The organism is Cupriavidus sp. MEYA8, assembly GCF_059278825.1.
The window spans coordinates 3096120-3111488 of record NZ_CM181221.1; the positions used below are offsets into that span (position 1 = coordinate 3096120).

The window sequence follows — 15369 nt, forward strand, 5'->3', positions numbered from 1 at the left end:
CGCGTCAGGCCACGGCCACCTGCCGCACCAGGCGGTCGATCACGGCATCGGCGCTGACACCGGCCGCGTGCGCCTCGTACGACAGGATCAGGCGGTGGCGGAAGACCTCGTGCACCACGGCCTGCACATCCTCGGGCGAGACGAAGTCGTGACCGCGCAGCCAGGCATGGGCGCGCGCCACCTTGTCCAGCCCGATCGAACCGCGCGGGCTCGCGCCGACCTGGATCCAGCGGTCCAGCTCGTCGTCGACGGCCTTGGGTTCGCGCGTGGCATGCACGAGCGCCACCATGTAGCGCGCGACCGCTTCGCTCACGTGGATGCCGTGGATCTCGGCCCGCGCGGCGAAGATGACTTCAGGCGCCAGCTTCTGCGCGGCGGCCGACTGCGCGCCCGGGGCGGCCCCGGACTCCTCGGCGCGCGCCAGCGCCACGATCTGCGCCTCGGCGTCGGCCTCGGGATAGGTCACGTTCACGTGCATCAGGAAGCGGTCCATCTGCGCTTCGGGCAGCGGGTAGGTGCCTTCCTGCTCGATCGGGTTCTGCGTAGCCATGACCAGGAACAGCGGATCAAGCTTGTGGGTGACGCCGCCGACGGTGACCTGGCGCTCTTCCATGGCTTCGAGCAGCGCCGCCTGCACCTTGGCCGGCGAGCGGTTGACCTCGTCGGCGAGCACCAGGTTGGCGAAGATCGGCCCGGGCTGGAAACGGAACTCGCCCTTGCCGCCCTCGGCGTAGTACACCTCGGAGCCAGTGATATCGGCCGGCAGCAGGTCGGGTGTGAACTGGATGCGCGACAGCTTCGCCTCCAGGTTCCGCGCCAGCACCTTGATCGCGCGCGTCTTGGCCAGCCCCGGCAGCCCCTCAACCAGCAGGTGGCCGTCAGCGAGCAGGCCCAGCAACATGCGCTCGATCATGTGCTGCTGGCCGACGATGGCTTCGCCCATCCGCTGCTGCAGTGCCAGCACGTCGTCACGGGTGCTCATGGGGCTTCCTCGATGGCGCCGGCCCGGGCGTTCGGCGGCCACCTCCGAACCAGGCGTAGTAAGGGTTGTCGGGATCGGCACGCATGACTTGCTGCATATGCAGCGCCCACGCGTCGCGGTCGCCGTAATAGGCGTCGAGGCCGGCAGTGTAGAAAGTGTGCAGCGTTTCGCGTTCGCGCCCGATGTCGGCGATCAGCCCGGCATCGGCACCCGTCACCGTCGGCTCGGTCTGCAGCGTCAGCAGGCGCTGCAGGACCTGCGGGAACTCGGCGCGCCGCACCCAGGTAGCGTATTCGATGCGCGGGCGGTCGTCGGTCACGGCGGGCGCATCGCCGGCATAGCGCTCCAGGCCCGCGCGGTCCGTCACCCAGGTCGCCAGCAGCGCTGCCGGCGACGCCACGCCCACCGCGCGCAGCGCCGACGCGACTTCGGGCTCCGCAAAGCGCTGGCGGATGCGCACTGCATCGAGTGTGATCGGCGACGGCGAACCGACCAGCATCATCTCGTGCAGCTCCGTGGTCCACAGCGTCGCGTGCGGGAACACGTCGAGGAAGCTACGCACCAGCGAGCGCGTGTCTTCATCGTTCTGCGTGGGCAACGGCAGCCATTGCGCGACCAGTCCGCCCGGTTGCAGCCGTGCCGCGGCGAGGCGATAGAAATCGGTCGAGTACAGGTTGACCACGCCCGCGGCCGAAGGCGGCGGCGGTTCCAGCGTGATCAGGTCGTAGCGTTGCTCGCTCTGCAACAGTTCGCGCCGGCCGTCACGCACGCGGATCTCGACGCGCTTGTCCCCGGCCACGCCGAAGTTGCCCTGGAACTGCGGCACGGCGCGCAGCACCGGCGGCAGCAGTTCGGCCACCACGCGCTGTTCCAGGCCCGGATATGGCAGCGTGGCAGCGGCCGTGATGCCGGTGCCGAGGCCGATCACCAGCGCCGAGCGCGGCGTGCCGCCATGCACGATCAGCGGCAGCAGCGCCTGCAATCGCATGTAGCGCAGCGACGTCATGGTGTCGCCGGAATTGGACACGCCCTGGATATAGAGGCGGTTGAATGTGTGGCTCGGCGACGACTGCTTCACCACCGCCACGGTGGCGCCACCGCCTTCCTCGTAAAACACGATCTCGCCGCCACGTGCGCGCGCCAGCAGCGTGGCGAGCCGGTCCGCGGGCGCGAGCGCCGCGGCAATCACCGCAAGCACCGCCACCATCGGCACCGACCAGCGCGCCAGCTTGCGCACACCCGAGCCGAGCGCGACCGCGACGATGCCGACCATGCCGGCGCCCACGGCCAGCAGCGACAGCGTATGGACCAGGCCGATGCGCGGCACCAGGACAAACCCCGCCACCGCCGTGCCGACGATGCCGCCCAGCGTGTTGAGCGCGACCACCGCGCCCACGCCAGCGCCGAGCCGGTGGTTGTCCACGCCCACTCGCAGCACGAACGGGAACGCCGCGCCCAGCAGCAGCGTAGGCACGAACACCACGCACAGCGCCGCCACCGCGAAACTCGCGCAGGCGGCCGCCAGGCCGCTCGACGTGGCCGATTGCACCCAGGCCGACACCCCAGCCTGCGCCTGCAGCAGCCATTCGCCAAGCACCACGATTTCGAGCAGCGCCACCAGCCCTGCGGCGGCGATCAGCATCGCGAATGCGCCCCACGGGTCGCGCGCCCGATCGGACCGCCGCGCGGCCAGCGCGCTGCCGATGGCAAGGCCAGCAAGATAAGTCGCCAGCACCACCGTGAAGGCAAAGGTGCGCGTGCTGATGAACTGCACGATGGCCTGCGACCACACCACTTCATAGCCGAGCGCGATGCCGCCCGCGGCGGCATAAAGCACCAGCGCCAGCCGCCCGTCGTCCGCATCGCGCACGCGCTCTGCGGATGCTGGCGCGGCAGCGGTGGCGGCCGGTTCCTGCGCAGGCACGGTGCGCGAAGCCAGGACCAGCGCGGCGACCGCGGCGAGACCGTTGAGCGTGGCCGCGGCCAGCGCGCTGCCGGTGATGCCGAGCCACGGGATCAGCACGAAGCCCGCCAGCAGCGTGCCGGCAATGGCGCCCGTGGTGTTGGCGGCATACAGGCGTCCGCCATGTGTGCCGATGTAGCCGGGGCGCGACGCCAGCACACGCATCAGCACCGGCAGCGTGCCGCCCATGGCTGCCGCCGGCACGATCACCAGCACGAACGGCAACGCCCAGGCCAGCAGCCCGGCGCGGCTCTCCAGCCATGCGAACGGCGCGGCGGAGCGCGCCAGCGCCAGCGTGGCGCCAATGGCCAGCACCAGCACGGCGATTTCGAGCCACGCATACAGCCGCAGCGGCCGCGCATGGCGGTCCGCGACACGCCCGAACAACCAGCCGCCGAGTGCGAGCCCGGCAAAGAATGCGCCCACGGCGGTGGTGACGGCGTGCACATCCACGCCGACCACGAGCGCGAGCTGCTTTATCCAGAGAATCTGGTAGATCAGTCCGGCCGCACCGGACACGAAAAGCAGCAGGGCAGGTGTCAGCATGGCGCCGTGATGCGCCAGTTGACCCTGCCCTGCCTGCAAGGCGGCGCCTTCCGCGCGCCGCGGCTTGTCAGAACTGTGCCGCGCTTGCTGCTTGCCGGCGTTGGCGCCGGCATGCGCTTCTCTCATGGTGCGATCCTGGTGAAGAGGTTGGCCGGGATGACCCGGCCAACCATTGCCACTGGAATTACTTCCCGGCTGCCCCCTTGTCGAGGGACTTCATCACCGCCTCGGTCATCTGGTCGATGGTGAAGCTCGCCGGGCGCTGGCTGGGCGGGTAGTCCTTGAACGTCTGGAGGAACGGCGCCACCCGTGACGATGCATAGCTGACCATATAGGCATTCTTCGCCGTCCAGTCATAGTACTGATCGGAGACGATATCCGCCCGTTCATACGGATCCATGCGCAGGTTGAACACCTTTGGCACGCGCAGGCAGGTAAAAGGGTTGGCCCAGACTTCGAAGCCGCCCGGGTGACGCTGCTCGCAGAACACGAACTTCCAGTCGTTGTGGCGCATTGCCACCAGTACGCCGTCATCGTTGAAGTAGAAGAAGTCCTGGCGGGGCCCGGCATTGGTCTGGCCGGTCAGGTACGGCAGGAAGTTATAGCCATCCAGGTGGACCTTGAAGGACTTTCCGCCAATGTTGGCGCCCTTGAGCAGCCGGTCCTTGATGTCGGCATCGCCGGCGGCCGCAAGCAGCGTCGGGAACCAGTCGAGACCGGACATCATGGTCGTGGACACCGTGCCAGGCTTGATCTTGCCCGGCCAGCGTACCAGTGCCGGCACGCGGAATGCCCCTTCCCAGTTGGTGTCCTTCTCGCTGCGGAACGGCGTGGTTGCCGCGTCCGGCCAGGACCACTGGTTGGGTCCGTTGTCGGTCGTGTAGACAACGATGGTGTTGTCGGCAACCTTCAGGTCGTCGAGCGACTTGAGCAGCTTGCCGATGTCGCCGTCGTGTTCGAGCATGCCGTCCGCGTACTCATTGCCAGGCATGCCGCTCTGTCCGCGCATCGACTCGCGCACGTGCGTGAACGCGTGCATGCGCGTGGTGTTCATCCACACGAAGAACGGCTTGTCCGCCTTCACCTGCTTCTCCATGAAGCCGATCGCCGCCGCCGTGGTTTCGTCGTCGATGGTCTCCATGCGCTTGCGGTTCAGCGGACCGGTATCTTCCACCTTGCCGTCGGCGTAGGAGTGGAGGACGCCGCGCGGCCCATTCGCCTTGACCCAGGCCGTGTCGTTCTTCGGGTAGTACGGACGCTCAGGCTCCTCTTCCGCATTGAGGTGGTACAGGTTGCCGAAGAACTCGTCGAAGCCGTGCGCGGTCGGCAGGTACTCGTTGCGGTCGCCCAGGTGGTTCTTGCCGAACTGCCCGGTCGCATAGCCAAGCGGTTTGAGCGCCTGGGCAATTGTCACGTTCTGCGCTTGCAGGCCGACCGGCGCGCCCGGAATACCCACCTTCAGCAGGCCCGTGCGCAGCCCGACCTCGCCGGTGATGAAGGTGGAGCGGCCCGCCGTGCAACTGTTCTCGCCGTAGTAGTCGGTGAGCATCATGCCTTCGTTCGCGATCCGGTCGATATTGGGCGTGCGATAGCCCACCACACCGTGGCTGTAGGCGCTGATGTTGGTCTGCCCGACGTCATCGCCGAAGATGACGAGGATGTTCGGCTTCTTGCCGGACGGCGCGGTGGCCGCCAGCGCGGGCGCCGAAGCTGCGGCAACCGGCGCGTTGGCCGCCACCGGCGGATTCTCCTTGGCCGGCGCTGGCTCGGCCGCTACTGGCGCCGCCGTGGGCGCCTGCGCCGCCGGCTGCTGTTCCTTAGGCGGCGTCTCCTTCTTGCCGCAGCCCGCAATCGCAAACACGGCGGCGGCCATGGCCAGTATCACCAGCCTGGAGCCCCGCCCTTTCCCTATGCCTTCTTCAACTCGGTGCATGTTCCGCCTCCGTTCATTGACCCGTTACGGTCGGTTCACTGCTGCTCGCATCGTGCTCATGGCTTGCCGGCCGGATAAATCTGCTGCCAGTCCTGCTTCATGCTGACCACGGTCCAGCCTCGCGAGCGCGCCGCATCCAGCGCCTTGTCCAGCTTGCCCACCTTGGACTGGCGGTCGTAGGCGAACTCCCGCTCGGCGTCGTCGTGATGCACCAGCACCGCCATGCGCGGACCGTCGCCGCCGGCGGTGTACTCGAGCATTTGCAGGTCGCCGTCGGAATTGCCGACGGCGAGGATGGGCCGGCGGCCGATATGGCGGTAGATGCCGACCGGCTTGCCGGGGCCGTCATCGATAAAGTCGAGCTTGGGATCGCGCACCAGCACCGGCTTGCCGTCGCGCACCATGTAGCGCACCGCCTGCGACGAGCCGATCACCTGCTCGGGCGGGATGCCATAGACCTGCTGGCTCCACGGCCGCATGAAATCGATGGTGCCGCCGGAGACGATGTAGGTCTTGAAGCCGTTAGCGCGCAGGTAGGACAGCAGTTCCAGCTGCGGCTGGTAGACCAGCTCGGTATAGGGCCGCTTGAACCTGGGATGGCGCGCCCTGGACAGCCAGTCGCGGATGGTGCGGTCGTACTCGTCCACGCTCATGCCGCTGTTGGCAGTGGCGATCAAGCCGAGCAGCTGCTTCTGGTTTGCCATCAGCGCGTTCATGTCGTTGGCCATCAGCGCCTTGAACGCGGCATTGTTGCGCCACTCGGGATGCTGCGGCGCGGCGGCCCTGACCTGGTCGAGCAGGAAGAAGAACTGGAAGTACAGCGGCTGCTCGCTCCACAGCGTGCCGTCGTTGTCGAACACCGCCACGCGCGCCTCGGGTGGCACGAAGGTGGGCGAGCCCGGGCGCGTCACGTCGGCCACGAACTTGAGCAGCGCCTGACGCGCGGCGCCGTCGCGCCACGATGGCAGCGCTTGTTCCGCGGGCTGTGCGGCGGGCTGCGCCTGGACGGCAGTGGCCTGTGCCGCGGGGGCCGCGGGTCCGGCGGGCGCGGTACAGCCGGAAAGCTGCAGGCCCGCAAGCGCCAGCACGGCGCATAGTGCGGCGATCGTCTTGCGCGATGCGCTTGCGCGCAAGGCGCTGTTGGCAGGCATGCTCATGGCACTTGCTCCTGTGTCGTGTCGCACCGCTCCGGCATCAGCGTGACGCCGGCTGCGGCTGTCCGCCCATCGCCAGCGGCAGATGGGGCGCGTTGCGGCGCATTTCGGCCCAGCGGCTGTCGTCCATCACGAGCCGGAAGCCAAGGTGCGACATGCTGTTGAAAGGATCCGTCCCGCGCCGAGCGCTGGGGCGGTAGCTCAGGCAGTAGTCTTCGTTGCACAGGAACGAGCCGCCGCGCGTCACGCGCTTGGGCGCGTTGACCGGTACGCCAGGCTCGCTGGGATCCCATGAGGCCAGGGGGCCGGCCGGGTTCTCGATCGGCTGCGCCTTGCCGGCTTCGCGCCGGAACTGGTCGGCGCGGTACCAGTCGGCGACCCATTGCCAGGCATTGCCGGTCATGTCGGACAGTCCGTAGCCGTTGGGCGGGAACGTGCCGACCGGGCTGGTGCCCAGCGCGCCACCGGCCTTCGGGCTGACTACCTGGCTCACTGCCGGGCTGACTGCCGGGCTAACAACCGGGAACGGCTGGTTCTGCTGGCCCTGCCAGACGTTGGCCATCTGCTTGCCGGCGGGCGCGAACTGGTCGCCCCATGCGTAGGTGGCCTGCTCCAGCCCGCCACGCGCGGCAAATTCCCACTCGGCCTCGGTAGGCAGGCGCTTGCCGACCCATTTGGCATAGGCCTGGGCGTCTTCGTACGACACCTGCACCACCGGATGGTCGTCCTTGCCTTCGATCGAGGTACCGGGACCTCCCGGATGACGCCAGTCGGCGCCGGGCACATAGCGCCACCAGCGCGAATAGTCCCGCAGCGGCACCGGACGCGGCGTGCCGACAAAGACCATGCCGCCGGCCACCATCGCGCTGTCGGGCGGACGCGGCGTGCCAGGGGGCAGCTGTACCTTCAGGGTCTCCCAGTCCGGCACCCGCTCCGCCGTGGTGACGTACCCCGTGGCCTCGACGAACTTGCGGAACTCGCCGTTGGTGACGTGGTGCTTGTCCATCCAGAACGCATGCACGCGCACCTTGTGCGCCGGCTTCTCGTTGGCCTGCGCCATCTTGCTGTCGCTGCCCATCAGGAATTCGCCGCCGGGTATGCGGACCATGCCGAGCGGACCGCTCTTGCCGTCGCCTTCCACCACCCCGGGCGCCTTGCCGGAGAGCGACTGCGCGTACCACCAGCTGCCGCCCGCGCCTGCCGCCATGCAGGCACAGGCCAGCACGGCAATCAGGAACGTGCGGCGTCGATGCGGCGCCGCAGCAGCAGAGGCAGGCGGCGCTTGCGCTGCGCCGTGCGCCGGGGCCTGCGAATGAAGCCCGTTGCGCTTGCCGGTTGCCATAGGACGTCCTCCGCCAAAAGACAAAAAGGTGCAATAGCGCACCTGCGGGTATCGTCACAGAACGGTTACTGAAAAGGAATTTAGATTTCTTGCCGAGTGTGTTGAAAGATTTCACGGCAGCGCTGTCATCGCCGTTTGCTCCTCGGGGTAAATACCATCCCACTGTCTCGTCCATAGCGCCGATGTGCCGCGCCGGCAGCGGCCCGTACGCTGCCGTTTGCCATGCGCGCAAGGCGCGACAAGACAACCAGGACGTCACAACCAGGAGGAAACACCATGCAAGCTGACCGACGCAAAGCCCTGCAGTGGCTGGGTGCAGGTTCCCTCGCCGCCACGGCCTCGGCGCTTGGCCTTGGCCATGCCCGGGCCCAGTCAGCCCAGTCCGCCGTATTGAACTATCCGTCGAGGCCGGTGCGGCTGGTCGTGCCCTACCCGCCGGGCGGCGCCACTGACGTGCTGGCACGCGCGCTTGGCGAACCGCTCGGCAAGCTGTGGCAGCGCCCGGTCATCGTCGAGAACCGCCCCGGCGTCGGCGGCATGATCGGCGCCGACGTGGTGGCCAAGGCGGCGCCCGATGGCTACACGCTGCTGCTGGCGCTGCCCAGCCTGGTGCAGACGCCCTACATGGTGGCCAAGCCCCCCTTCGATCCGCTGCGCGACCTGACCGCCATCGGCCAGCTGTGCACCTCCAGCCTGGTGCTGACCGCCAACAGCGCCATGCCACGCACGCTGCCCGAGGTGGTGAGCCTGGCCAAGTCGCAGCCGAACAAGCTTTCTTACGGCACTTATGGCATCGGCACCGGCGCCCATCTCTATATGCAGGTGTTCACGACCGGTGCCGGCGTCGAGCTGCTGCACGTCCCGTACAAGGGCGAGGCGCCGATCGCCACCGACCTGATCGGGGGCCAGATCTCGCTGGGTACGCTGTCGCCGATGACCGTGCGCCAGCATGCGCGCAGCGGCAAGCTGCAGCCGCTGGCCGTGACCGGCAACACGCGCGCGCCGATGCTGCCCGACGTGCCCACCTTCCAGGAACTCGGCTACAAGGGGCTGGACGGCCCGGCCTGGCTCGGCCTGTTCACCACGGCCGGGACGCCGCAGGCTATCGTCGAGAAGATTTCCGCGGATGTGGAGACCGTGATGGCCGCGGCCGATATCCGGCAACGCATGGCCGACCTGGGGCTGATCGTCAAGACTTCGCGCCCGGCGGCGTTCGCGGCGGTGGCGAAGGCCGACCAGGCTTATTGGGGGAATGTGATCAAGGAGTACAACATCCGGCTGGATTGAGCTGGCATGCGTCAGACGCCGTAATTGCGGAACCAGCGCACCAACTGGCTACGGCATGCCGCAGCGGGGTGTGGTGCGCTGACAGGGGCAACCGGAAGCGCTGATCAGGCCACCAACGGCCGGAACCGGCGCTCCATTGCAGGGCTCACGTCCCTGACGCGCATTGCCAGATTGACTTGCATGGTCGTGGATGCCGTTTCAATCAGTGTCCGCTCTATCTCGTAGCTGTTTTTGCTCATCCACAACAAGACCTCGCGCAGGTGCCATAGCGAACTGGCGCCTTCATGCACCGGCGGCGGAAATGACTCGGGATGGCCGATCATCAGTTTGCGCATGTTCTGGCGGGACATTCCGATCGCATCGGCAATATCCGTCAGGCCGACCAGATCCGGCGCGGCTTCGATCAGCATTGCGGATGGTATGGCACGCTTTATGTCGGCGAGCGCGCTCATGATGGCGTCCATGGCGGACTCCGCATCACGGTCAAAGGCGACTGCAATCCGGCCCGCCACGCCCGTCCCGACGATTACGTCGTCACATCCCGCCTCGTACAGGCGTTCGACCAGGGCATCGGGATTGTTATCGTCCGGTGATAGTTGATATCTGAGGGTGAAAGAATATTCCATAGCTACTTCGCCTTCTGCAGATTGAACCGTGGTCCTGTCTCCAAGATTAAGTGCGTCTGCGTTAGTTGTCAACTGACAACTAACGCAGACGAAAGCCTATGAATCGAAGGAGTGTGAAATAGGGACTTAAAGCGGCACTGAGAGGACACTGCAATCGGTGTGTCCTTCGCGCACGCTAAGTTCTTTCGGCGGCACCAGTCGGCAAGAACTGAAACGATTCAGATCACGCCCGCTTCCCTCAGTGCGCGCAACTCACTCGCCCCCAGTCCCAACGCGCCATAGACCAGCGCATTGTGCTCGCCCACGGCCGGACCGCAGCGCGGCGCGGCCGGTGCGTAGCCGGAGAATCTCGGCACCACGCATGGCGCCGGCACTGACCCAAGCTCGGCATCCGGCAGGCGCATGATCGCCGCGCGCGCGCGCATCTGCGGATCTTCAACAATGTCGGCGATGCTGAACACCTTGCTGAACGGCACCTGGCACGCCTCGAGCGCCGACGCCGCGTCCGCGTAGGACCGCGCAGCAAACCAGGCCGCGATCTGCGCGTCGAGCGCATCGAGATTACGCACGCGGCCGGCGTTGGTGGCGTAGTCGGCCGCGCACGCGAGCTGCGGCGCAGCCATCGCCTCTGCCAGGCGGCGGAAGGTGGCATCGGACGAGGCCACCACCGAGACCCAGACATCGTCCGAGGTCCGGTACATATTCGACGGTGCCGCATAGGTAGTCCGATTGCCCGCGCGCTGGCGCACGCGGCCCAGTTGCTCGTACTCGACCGCCAGCGGCTCCAGCAGCCGGAACAGTGCTTCAGTGGCGGCCAGGTCGATCTCGCGGCCAGGCAGGTCCGGCCGCGCGCGCCGCTCCGCCACGGCGGTGGCGATGGCAAAGGCGCCGAACAAGCCAGCGACCATGTCGCCGACCGGGTAGTTCATGTGCATCGGCCCGCTCTCCGGCGAGCCTGCCAGGTTGGTGAACCCGCTCATCGCTTCAAAGATCCGCGCAAACCCGGGCCGCTGCGCATACGGTCCGGTCTGGCCGAAGCCGGTCAGCCGCAATACCACCAGGCCGGGATTGGCCGCGCGCAGGGTCTCGATATCCAGCCCCCAGCGCGCCAGCGTGCCGGTGCGGAAGTTCTCGACCAGGACATCGAACTGCGGCAGCAGCTTCAGGAAGATCTCCTTGCCGCGCGGCGTGCGCACGTCCAGCGAGATACCGCGCTTGCCGCGGTTGGTCACTTTCCAGTACAGCGCGTGCGCGTCGGTGACGGGTTCAAGCGAGCGCAGCGGATCGCTGCCATCGGGCAGTTCCAGCTTGACGACTTCGGCGCCCATGTCGCCGCACAGCGTGGCCGAGAACGGTGCCGCCACCACGGTGGCCATGTCCAGGATACGCACGCCCGCCAGCGGGCCGGTGCTGGCGTCGGTGTGGGTGTTGCAAGGCGTTGCCGCCGTGGCGGCGTGGTCGGGTGACGCGTTCGGCATTGGGATCTGTCTCTTCGTTTTGGGGTTGGGCGCAGGTTGCTGCGATCCAAACTGACAGCCCCGCTCGCCGGGCGCAAGCACGGTTTCGCTGTGCGGAACCGTCGTGCTACAACATTGACGAGCCCCCTCACGGATCCGAGCATGAATGCCAACAGACCGCCGCCAGACATGGAACGCACTCCACTGCCCGGCCTTGCCAGCGCCGACGAACTCTCAACCGATCGCCAGTTCGCCAGCAACCTGGCTCGCGGGCTGGACGTGCTGCGGGCGTTCACGCCGGGCAGCCCGGTGCTGGGCAACCAGGACATCGTGGCGCGGACCGGACTGCCCAAGGCAACGGTGTCGCGCCTGACGTACACGCTCAGCCTGCTTGGCTTCCTGAGCCGGGTGCCGGGCAACCAGAAGTACCGGCTCGGCGCTGGCGTGCTGGCGCTGGCGTATCCGATGCTTGCCGGGCTGGCTATCCGCCAGATCGCGCGGCCATATATGGAAGCCATCGCCCGCGAAACCGGGTGCACGGTGAACCTGGGGATGCGCGAGCGGCTGACGGTGGTGTACGTGGACAGCTGCCGCGTCGATCCGGGCAACGTGTACCAGCCCGACATCGGGAGTACGCGGCCCTTGCTGTCCACCTCGATCGGCCGCGCCGTGCTGCTGGCGTGCGGGGCGGAAGAGCGCGCCGCGGTGCTGAACCGGCTGCGCGTGGAAGATGCCGGGCGCTTCGAACGGGAGCAGCCGATGTGGATTGCGGAACAGGCGCACTACGCGGCGCATGGCTTTTGCCTTAGCCGCGGCGAATGGCGAACGGACATCCACGCGATAGCCGTGCCGATCCGGCAATCGCTGCATGAAGACCCGTTCGCGCTGAACTGCACCGTCGCCGCCGCGCGCGACCGTGACGACATGCTGGCGCGCACGGTCGCGCAGAAGTTGCGCGAAGGCGTCAGGCAGATCGAGCTGGCGTGCGCGCGTTGATGTGATGCCAGGCAGTGACGACAAGCGGTGACGACGCCGCGGAGGTTGTAGCAAGGAGGCGCCAAGCGATCCGGCGAGATTGCGGCCTTATCGGGAAACCACGGGAACATCCCAGACCAGGAGACAAGATGCAATCCTCTCAAACAGCACGCCGGCGCCTGCTGGCCGCCATGTGAGGCTGCGCCGCGCTCGCGCCTGCCGTGGCCCTTGGCGCCGCCGACAGTGCCGACAGGTTCCCCGCCCACCCCATTCGCATCATCGTGCCGTTCTCGGCCGGCGGCGTGGTCGACACCGTCACCCGCGTCACCGCCGAGCGCATGGCCCTGCTGCTGCGCCAGCCTGTCATCGTCGAGAACCGCACCGGCGCGGGCGGCTCCATCGGCACCGACATCGCTGCCAAGGCCACGCCTGACGGCTATAACCTGCTTGCCGTCAGTCCCAGCTACGTGGTCGGGCCGCTGCTCAACAGCGCGATCAACTGGAAAGGCACCCGCGACTTCCGCGCGGTTGCCGGCTTTGGCGTGGTGCCCAACGTGATCGTGGTCCCCGCATCGTCGCGCCTGCGCACCCTGCCTGAACTGCTTGACGCCGCGCGCAGCCAGCCCGGTGCGCTGACCTACGCCAGCGCCGGCTTGGGTACCTCCAACCACCTCTCCGGCGAATTGCTCGCGCAAATGACCGAGGTCAAGCTGATGCATGTGCCGTACAAGGGCCAGCCCGAGGCGCTGACGGACGTGCTGGGCGCGCGCGTGTCGATGATGGCGCTGACCGCGGCGATCGCCCGCCAGCAGGTCCAGAGCGGCAAGCTGCGCGCACTCGCGGTGACTTCCGCCAAGCGGTCCGCGGCGTTGCCGGACATTCCCACCGTCGCCAAAGTTGCGCGCCTGCCCGGCTATGAAGTAGGCGCGTGGTTCGGACTGGTCGCGCCGCACGCCACCCCCGACGCCGTCGTGCGCAAGCTCGCCGACGCCGCGGCGCAGGCCGTCAGCGATCCTGCCGTGGTCAAGCGTTTGGCCGACATCGGCATGGACGTAGCCCCGCAATCCGCACCGGCCTTTGACCGCTACCTGGACAGCGAGTCGAAGAAGTGGACCCGCGTGCTGAAGACCGCCGGCATCAGCGCCCAGTAGCGCCTGTCGTCCACACGGCAAGACACATCCCGCTCCTTCCCAGACACCTACCCACCTGACGCTCCCATGATCCGCGACGCCGCCCGCATGCAAGCCCTGCTTGCCGACCTCCGCCAGTTCGTCCTCAACACCTGCATTCCGCTCGAAGCCGACATCGACCGCGACGACGTCATCCCTGAACCGGTGGTCGACGCCATGCGACAACTCGGATTGTTCGGACACAGCATCCCCGAGGCCTATGGCGGCGCGGGGCTGACGTCCGAAGAACTGACGCTCGTCAACATCGAAGTTTCGCAGGCCGCGACCGTCTTCCGCGCGCGCTTCGGCGGCAACACCGGCATCGCCTCCGAGTCGCTGGTCGTCGACGGCACCGAAGCGCAGAAGACGCGCTACCTGCCGCGGCTTGCATCGGGCGAGCTGACCGGCTGCTTCGCGCTGACCGAGCCCGAAGCCGGATCCGACGCCACCTCGCTGCTGACATCGGCCCGGCGCGAGGGCGACCATTACGTGCTGAACGGCAGCAAATGCTTCATCACCAACGCACCGATCGCCGACCTGTTCACCGTCTTCGCGCGCACCGACTCCGATACCCCTGGCGCGCACGGCATCAGCGCCTTCCTGGTCGAACGCGGCACGCCCGGCATCAGCACCGGCGAACCGGAACGCAAGATGGGCCAGCACGGCTCCCCGGTGGGCGACGTCTACCTGCGGGACTGTCGCGTGCCCGCCACCGCCATCGTCGGCGGCCAGCCTGGCGTCGGCTTCAAGACGGCGATGAAGGCGCTCAACAAGCAGCGCATCAACCTGGCCGGCCTGTGCATCGGCCCTGCAATCCGCCTGGTGGACGAGATGGTGCGCTACGCGAGCCAGCGGCGCCAGTTCGGCAAGCCGATCGCCGATTACCAGCTGGTGCAGCAAATGGTTGCCGACAGCAACACCGACATCCACGCCGCGCGCGCGCTGGTACTGGAAACCGCCCGCCGCCGCGACAACGGCGAGGACGTGACTATGGAGGCATCGATGTGCAAGCTGTTCGCCTCTGAAATGTGCGGACGCGTGGCGGATCGTGCGGTGCAGATCTTTGGCGGCAGCGGGTATATGGCGCGTACGGTGGCGGAGCGCTTCTATCGCGATGTGCGGTTGTTCCGCTTGTATGAGGGGACCACACAGATTCACCAGTTAAATATCGCAAAGCGGACGATGCAGGCGCGGGAAGGAGTGCTGGATCGGGCAGGGTAACGCCCAGGTACACCCATGCGTACGGTCAACGAATGACAGCCGCTTGATTCCCCCAAAGCAATGCGTAGTACCGGTCGAATGGATTCTTGTGCGCAATAATGAAGGTGCCTGATCTCCCATCGAGAACGCCATGTCCGCACCAACGATCCATTCGGCACGCCTCGCCCTGATCCCCTTCTCCGGCGCCGATGCCGACGAAGTATGGCCTTGCATCACGCCAACCCTGGCACGCTACATGGAATGGGAACCTGCCCCATCCCTGGCGGCATTCCGTGACGTCTGGCAAGCCTGGCTGCCGGCCATGGACGACGGATCGGATTTTATCTTTACCATCCGCCGCACGAGTGACGGCCAATTCCTGGGACTGGCCGGGCTGCATCATGCCGATACGCCCGCGCCGGAATTCGGCATCTGGATCCGGGAAGACGCCCACGGCCACGGCTATGGAATGGAGGCCGTGCTGGCGGTGAAAGACTGGGCGATGGCTGCCTTGCAGCCGCCGCGGTTCATCTATCCGGTGGCGGAAGAGAATTGGGCAAGCCGGCGGATTCCGGAGGCGATGGGCGGCGTGGTAGTGGACAGCCAGCCTGCGCCGAAATATGTGCGGCTGATTTATGAAGTGCCAGCGCGGTGATGCGCGCACACAGCCGGATGCTTCCGAGGCGAGGAAGGCCGCTTGACGGTAAACGATAATGGCCCGGCGCGAACCATCAT

Annotated in this window: 12 protein-coding genes; 5 read left to right on the top strand and 7 right to left on the bottom strand. The window is 67.2% G+C overall.

The window, feature by feature from the left end:
* Positions 1 to 4: 4 nt before the first annotated feature.
* From AC5WJ1_RS14435 to AC5WJ1_RS14455, 5 genes are read right to left on the bottom strand one after another with little or no spacing between them, the layout of a single operon-like run.
* Positions 5 to 982: an AAA family ATPase gene (locus tag AC5WJ1_RS14435; protein ID WP_135705939.1), complete on the bottom strand. Its 978-nt coding sequence runs from the start codon at positions 980 to 982 to the stop codon at positions 5 to 7.
* Positions 969 to 3617 (bottom strand): fused MFS/spermidine synthase, encoded by a 2649-nt coding sequence (locus tag AC5WJ1_RS14440; RefSeq protein WP_494476178.1) that lies wholly within the window; start codon positions 3615 to 3617, stop codon positions 969 to 971. The genes AC5WJ1_RS14435 and AC5WJ1_RS14440 overlap by 14 nt, the downstream gene beginning before the upstream one ends.
* 58 nt (positions 3618 to 3675) lie before the next feature.
* On the bottom strand, positions 3676 to 5424 hold the full coding sequence (locus tag AC5WJ1_RS14445) for an arylsulfatase (protein ID WP_494476179.1): 1749 nt from the start codon (positions 5422 to 5424) through the stop codon (positions 3676 to 3678).
* 56 nt (positions 5425 to 5480) lie between these two features.
* The gene (locus tag AC5WJ1_RS14450) at positions 5481 to 6581 is read right to left on the bottom strand and encodes an HAD family hydrolase (protein ID WP_494476180.1); all 1101 of its coding nucleotides are present in this window, start codon (positions 6579 to 6581) and stop codon (positions 5481 to 5483) included.
* Positions 6582 to 6618: 37 nt separating this feature from the next.
* Positions 6619 to 7920: a formylglycine-generating enzyme family protein gene (locus AC5WJ1_RS14455; RefSeq protein WP_494476181.1), complete on the bottom strand. Its 1302-nt coding sequence runs from the start codon at positions 7918 to 7920 to the stop codon at positions 6619 to 6621.
* Between the two features lie 276 nt (positions 7921 to 8196).
* On the opposite strand from AC5WJ1_RS14455, the gene AC5WJ1_RS14460 reads away from it, so the two are divergent.
* Positions 8197 to 9207 (top strand): Bug family tripartite tricarboxylate transporter substrate binding protein, encoded by a 1011-nt coding sequence (locus tag AC5WJ1_RS14460; protein ID WP_135705942.1) that lies wholly within the window; start codon positions 8197 to 8199, stop codon positions 9205 to 9207.
* Positions 9208 to 9311: 104 nt separating this feature from the next.
* Here the strand turns inward: AC5WJ1_RS14460 and AC5WJ1_RS14465 are convergent, their stop codons facing one another.
* Positions 9312 to 9833: a DNA-binding protein gene (locus tag AC5WJ1_RS14465; protein WP_434033391.1), complete on the bottom strand. Its 522-nt coding sequence runs from the start codon at positions 9831 to 9833 to the stop codon at positions 9312 to 9314.
* A 218-nt stretch (positions 9834 to 10051) separates the two neighbouring features.
* Entirely contained in the window at positions 10052 to 11209 is a 1158-nt protein-coding gene (locus AC5WJ1_RS14470) for a CaiB/BaiF CoA transferase family protein (RefSeq protein ID WP_494476542.1), read from the bottom strand.
* Between the two features lie 270 nt (positions 11210 to 11479).
* On the opposite strand from AC5WJ1_RS14470, the gene AC5WJ1_RS14475 reads away from it, so the two are divergent.
* The 4 genes from AC5WJ1_RS14475 to AC5WJ1_RS14490 all read left to right on the top strand — a co-directional run bounded on the left by AC5WJ1_RS14475 (position 11480) and on the right by AC5WJ1_RS14490 (position 15289).
* Positions 11480 to 12286, top strand: a complete 807-nt coding sequence (locus AC5WJ1_RS14475) for an IclR family transcriptional regulator (RefSeq protein WP_133092362.1) — start codon at positions 11480 to 11482, stop codon at positions 12284 to 12286.
* A gap of 200 nt (positions 12287 to 12486) precedes the next feature.
* Positions 12487 to 13416: a Bug family tripartite tricarboxylate transporter substrate binding protein gene (locus AC5WJ1_RS14480; protein ID WP_494476182.1), complete on the top strand. Its 930-nt coding sequence runs from the start codon at positions 12487 to 12489 to the stop codon at positions 13414 to 13416.
* Between the two features lie 66 nt (positions 13417 to 13482).
* A complete protein-coding gene (locus AC5WJ1_RS14485; RefSeq protein WP_135705946.1) occupies positions 13483 to 14655 on the top strand; it encodes an acyl-CoA dehydrogenase family protein in 1173 nt (390 codons plus the stop codon).
* Positions 14656 to 14785: 130 nt separating this feature from the next.
* Positions 14786 to 15289: a GNAT family N-acetyltransferase gene (locus AC5WJ1_RS14490; protein ID WP_133092365.1), complete on the top strand. Its 504-nt coding sequence runs from the start codon at positions 14786 to 14788 to the stop codon at positions 15287 to 15289.
* The last annotated feature ends 80 nt before the right edge of the window (positions 15290 to 15369 follow it).

Bases quoted from the DNA above. Each gene is read 5' to 3' on its own strand.
- AC5WJ1_RS14485 (WP_135705946.1), top strand. From the start codon at position 13,483: ATGATCCGCGACGCCGCCCGCATGCAAGCCCTGCTTGCCGACCTCCGC.
- AC5WJ1_RS14475 (WP_133092362.1), top strand. From the start codon at position 11,480: ATGGAACGCACTCCACTGCCCGGCCTTGCCAGCGCCGACGAACTCTCA.
- AC5WJ1_RS14455 (WP_494476181.1), bottom strand. From the start codon at position 7,920: ATGGCAACCGGCAAGCGCAACGGGCTTCATTCGCAGGCCCCGGCGCAC.
- AC5WJ1_RS14440 (WP_494476178.1), bottom strand. From the start codon at position 3,617: ATGAGAGAAGCGCATGCCGGCGCCAACGCCGGCAAGCAGCAAGCGCGG.
- AC5WJ1_RS14435 (WP_135705939.1), bottom strand. From the start codon at position 982: ATGAGCACCCGTGACGACGTGCTGGCACTGCAGCAGCGGATGGGCGAA.
- AC5WJ1_RS14460 (WP_135705942.1), top strand. From the start codon at position 8,197: ATGCAAGCTGACCGACGCAAAGCCCTGCAGTGGCTGGGTGCAGGTTCC.
- AC5WJ1_RS14490 (WP_133092365.1), top strand. From the start codon at position 14,786: ATGTCCGCACCAACGATCCATTCGGCACGCCTCGCCCTGATCCCCTTC.
- AC5WJ1_RS14465 (WP_434033391.1), bottom strand. From the start codon at position 9,833: ATGGAATATTCTTTCACCCTCAGATATCAACTATCACCGGACGATAAC.
- AC5WJ1_RS14450 (WP_494476180.1), bottom strand. From the start codon at position 6,581: ATGAGCATGCCTGCCAACAGCGCCTTGCGCGCAAGCGCATCGCGCAAG.
- AC5WJ1_RS14445 (WP_494476179.1), bottom strand. From the start codon at position 5,424: ATGCACCGAGTTGAAGAAGGCATAGGGAAAGGGCGGGGCTCCAGGCTG.
- AC5WJ1_RS14470 (WP_494476542.1), bottom strand. From the start codon at position 11,209: ATGGCCACCGTGGTGGCGGCACCGTTCTCGGCCACGCTGTGCGGCGAC.